Source organism: Cupriavidus sp. R6-3 (assembly GCF_059772245.1).
In genome coordinates this window covers 1-4,099 of record NZ_JCBAJO010000326.1, presented here as the reverse complement: position 1 = coordinate 4,099, position 4,099 = coordinate 1, and the positions used below count along the sequence as shown (strand labels likewise).

General features: G+C 69.1%; 3 protein-coding genes. 2 read left to right on the top strand and 1 reads right to left on the bottom strand.

The window, feature by feature from the left end:
- Positions 1-159: 159 nt before the first annotated feature.
- Both AC6EI8_RS24885 and AC6EI8_RS24880 read left to right on the top strand, forming a co-directional pair.
- Positions 160-1,848, top strand: a complete 1,689-nt coding sequence (locus AC6EI8_RS24885; protein WP_498383175.1) for an ABC transporter permease — start codon at positions 160-162, stop codon at positions 1,846-1,848.
- Between the two features lie 180 nt (positions 1,849-2,028).
- Positions 2,029-2,775, top strand: a complete 747-nt coding sequence (locus AC6EI8_RS24880; protein ID WP_226108299.1) for a hypothetical protein — start codon at positions 2,029-2,031, stop codon at positions 2,773-2,775.
- A 33-nt stretch (positions 2,776-2,808) separates the two neighbouring features.
- Here the strand turns inward: AC6EI8_RS24880 and AC6EI8_RS24875 are convergent, their stop codons facing one another.
- Positions 2,809-3,864: a Fe(3+) ABC transporter substrate-binding protein gene (locus AC6EI8_RS24875; RefSeq protein ID WP_149317846.1), complete on the bottom strand. Its 1,056-nt coding sequence runs from the start codon at positions 3,862-3,864 to the stop codon at positions 2,809-2,811.
- Positions 3,865-4,099: the final 235 nt, after the last annotated feature.

The window sequence follows — 4,099 nt, the reverse complement described above, 5'->3', positions numbered from 1 at the left end:
TGGCCGGGGGAGTCGCTGCGGGCGTGACCGCGGCGGCGTCGGTATCGAGATCGAAGGCGGACATGCGAATCATTATAAGTATCAGCAACGCCGGACCGGCGGTTGATAGAATGCCCCAGCCGTGCCGCCTGCGGCACCCCCACCCAGCCGATCGCCCGCATGTCCCTGCTCCATCCCGCCCGATTGCCCGATAGCGACCATGCCGTTGCGGCACGGCGCGGACGGCGGCTGACCGCGATCCATCCGCTGTCCTTCGCGGCCGGCCTGGTGGCCCTGCTGATCGCGGTGCCGATCCTCGTGGTGGCGGCCAGCCTGCTGACGCCCAGCACCGAGACCTGGCATCACCTGGCCGACACCGTGCTGGGCGAATACATCGCCAACACGCTGTGGCTGCTGGCCGGCGTCACCGTCGGCGTGCTGCTGCTGGGCGTGCCGACCGCGTGGCTCGTCTGCACGTACCGCTTTCCCGGCCGCGGCCTGATGGAATGGGCGCTGGTGCTGCCGCTGGCGATGCCGGCCTATGTGATCGCCTACGCCTATACCGACGCGCTGCAGTTCGCCGGGCCGGTGCAGACCTGGCTGCGCGCGCTGACCGGCTGGGGCGCGCGTGACTACTGGTTTCCGGACGTGCGGACCCTGGGCGGCGCCATCGTGCTGTTCTCGCTGGTGCTCTATCCCTACGTCTACCTGACCGCGCGCGCCGCCTTCCTGCAGCAGACGCTGAATACGCTGGAAGCGGCCCGCCTGCTCGGCCATGGGCCCTGGCGCAGCGTGCTGCGCGTGATGCTGCCGCTGGCGCGCCCCGGCATCGCGGCCGGCACCGCGCTGGCGCTGATGGAGACGCTGGCGGACTTCGGCACCGTCGCCTATTTCGCGATTCCGACCTTCTCGACCGGGATCTACCGCGCGTGGTTCTCGCTCGGCGACAAGAGCGCCGCCGCGCAGCTGTCGGCGTGCATGCTGGCCTTCGTGATCGCCATCCTGGTGGCCGAGCGCATCTCGCGCGGGCGGGCCCGCGTACATGGCGGCCAGCGCCGCCTGCCGGCGTATCGGCTGACCCGCTGGCGCGGCGTGGCCGCGCTCGGCGCGTGCGCGCTGCCGGTGCTGCTGGGCTTCCTGGTGCCGGCGCTGATGCTGTTCGAGATGGCGTTCACCGACGGCGACGCGCAGTTCGGCCCGCGCTTTGTCGGGCTGGTGCGCAACAGCTTCGTGCTGGCCAGCGTCACCGCGCTGGCCGCGGTGCTGATCGCGCTGGCGATCGGCTATGCCGGCCGGCTCGGCCGCGGCTGGCCGATGCGGGCACTGCTGCGGCTCTGCGGCATGGGCTATGCGCTGCCGGGCTCGGTGATCGCGGTGGGCGTGCTGGTGCCGGTGGCGCGGCTCGACAATGCGATCGCCGGCTGGGTCGAGCAGTTGACCGGCGTGTCGCCGGGACTGCTGCTGACCGGGGGCATCGCCGCGCTGGTCTACGCCTATCTGGTGCGCTTTCTCGGCGTCGCGCTGCAGACCGTCAATGCCGGGCTGGCCAAGATCACGCCCAGCATGGACACCGCGGCCCGCAGCCTCGGCCACGGGCCGGCCGCGACGCTGCGCCGCGTGCATCTGCCGATGCTGCGCGGCAGCCTGCTGACGGCGGCGCTGATCGTCTTCGTCGACGTGATGAAGGAATTGCCGGCGACGTTCGTGATGCGCCCCTTCAATTTCGACACGCTGGCCGTGCAGGCCTACAACCTCGCCGCCGACGAGCGGCTGGCCGAGGCCGCGACGGCCTCGCTGGTGATCGTGCTGGTCGGGCTGATCCCGGTGATCGTGCTGTCGCGCCAGATCCGCCGCAGCGCGCAGGACTGAGCAACCGCGCGCAGTCCGTTGGGCGCAGTCCGTCGGTAGCGTACCTGCATCGGTGCAGGTGGGCTGACCTCCTCTCGATGCCGAATTAAAGACCGCCGCCATTTCCGCCGATATCCCGTGAATGCCAAGCTGGGCCGCGCAGGCGGCCCGCTTTCCTCGAACACGAAGGGCGGGAGTCGTATGCAAATTCGTTACCGGATGCTGGTCTTCAAGATGTCGCGCCTGGCCAGCCAGAACAAGCTGACCGCAGTGCAGGAGATCGGCTTCGCCACCGAGCTCGCCGAACTGGTGGTCAAGGAAGGCATCGCCGAGCGCGTGGTGCAGGAACTGTTCGACGATGAACATCCGCAACTGCGCCGCATCGCCATCAATGCGATCCGCCGCACCGGCCGCTTCGACGTGCCGGGATTGCAGTCGGCGCTGCTGCGCAGGTTGTCCGATGCCGAGCCGTGGCTGCGCCACGATGCGGTCTGGGTCATGCAGGAAGCAGCGATGGATGGCGGCCTGGTGCGCGCAGGGCTGCGCCGGTTGGCCGGCACCGTGCAATTGCCGCAGGACGCGGTGCGTGCCAAGTCGAACCCCGGGGATGCGCTGTTGCAGGCCCAGGTGCGCGCCCGGCAGGCGCTCGATGCCTTGCTGAAGAAGGATGCGCAGGCCGCGCTGGCGGCGTTGCGGGCCACGCTGGCGACGTTCGCCGCGCTGAATCAGGAGCCGTATGGCAGCGGCACGGTGGGCCAGATGAACCTGGCGCGGCGGGAACTGCAGCGCCGCATGGCCAGGCGGGCGCTGTCGAGCAGCACGCGGCTGACGTTCCGCCGCGTCGAGGGGCCGGACGGCAAGACGGGCTTCGCGGAGAGCGCCAGCACCGCCGGCTCCGTTAAAGGCGGCGGCGCGAACGACGACGCGGCCGGCGGCGATCCGTCGTGAGGACCGGCACCGGCCGCGCCCTTGCGTCGGCGCTTACTTGAAGCCGGCCTTGTCCGCCAGCTTCTGCGCAACCGGCTGATACTTGCCGAGCTCGGCCACGTTGATGCGGTCCGCCTTGAAGCTGCCCAGTGCTTCCAGCGCCGGGTTGGCGACCTTGACGCTCGGCACCACCGGCCATTCGTTGTTGCCGTTGGCGAAGTAGGCCTGAGCCTCGTCGCTGGCCAGGTACTCCAGGAACTTGACCGCCGACTCCTTGTTCGGCGCGTGCTTGAGCATGCCGCCGCCCGAGATGTTCATGTGCACGCCCTGGCTGTCCTGGTTCGGCCAGACCACGCCGAGCTTGTCCGCGACCGCCTTGTCCTCGGGCTTGGTCGACTTCAGCAGGCGCGCGATGTAGTAGGTGTTCGAGATCGCCAGATCGCATTCGCCGGCGGCCACGGCCTTGAGCTGGTCGGTGTCGCCGCCCTTGGGCGTGCGCGCCAGATTGGCCACCACGCCCTGCGCCCAGCGCTCGGTCTTCGCTTCGCCGTCATGCGCGATCAGGCTGGAGATCAGCGACAGGTTGTAGACGTGGCCGCTGGAGCGCGTGCACAGCTTGCCCTTCCACTTCGGGTCGGCCAGGTCCTCGTAGGTCTTGATGTCGCCCGGCTTGACGGTGTCCTTGTTGTAGGCGATCACGCGGGCGCGCGCCGAGAAGCCGAACCATTCGCCGTTGGGATCGCGGAAGTTGGCGGGGATGCGCGACTCGAGCACCTTCGACTTGACCGGCGCGAACACGCCGGCCTGCTGGGCACGCCACAGGCGGCCGATATCGACGGTGATGAAGACGTCGGCGGGGCTGTTGGCGCCCTCGCTCTTGATCCGCTCGAGCAGCGGGTCTTCCTGCCCCTCGATGCGATTGATCTTGATGCCGGTCTGTTTGGTGAAGTTGCTGTACAGCGCCTCGTCGGTCTGGTAGTGCCGGGCCGTATAGAGGTTCAGCACCTTTTCCTGAGAGCCCTGGGCCATCGCGGCCAGGGGAATCGACGCGGCGCTGGCCGCCATGGTGAGAGCTGCCGCCGCGGGCAGCAGACGACGAAACACGTACATGGACTCCTCCGGGCTTTGCGGTTGCGCCGCTGGCCGAATGCCGGCGGGCGAGCGCAAACAATAATGATTCCCGTTTTCGGCGTCAATGTCGGTTTCCCCGCGTGGAACGGCCGCGACAGGGGCGTCCACGGGCGGGAATATCACCAGGCCGGAATGGTCCGCCCCGGCATGCTCACGGCTCAGCCGCTGGCGCGAGATACCAACGCGCCGACCGCATCGGCCGGCAGCGGACCGT

What these genes read in the sequence shown, in the direction of transcription:
- AC6EI8_RS24875 (WP_149317846.1), bottom strand. Translation starts at nt 3,864, where the DNA reads ATGTACGTGTTTCGTCGTCTGCTGCCCGCGGCGGCAGCTCTCACCATG.
- AC6EI8_RS24885 (WP_498383175.1), top strand. Translation starts at nt 160, where the DNA reads ATGTCCCTGCTCCATCCCGCCCGATTGCCCGATAGCGACCATGCCGTT.
- AC6EI8_RS24880 (WP_226108299.1), top strand. Translation starts at nt 2,029, where the DNA reads ATGCAAATTCGTTACCGGATGCTGGTCTTCAAGATGTCGCGCCTGGCC.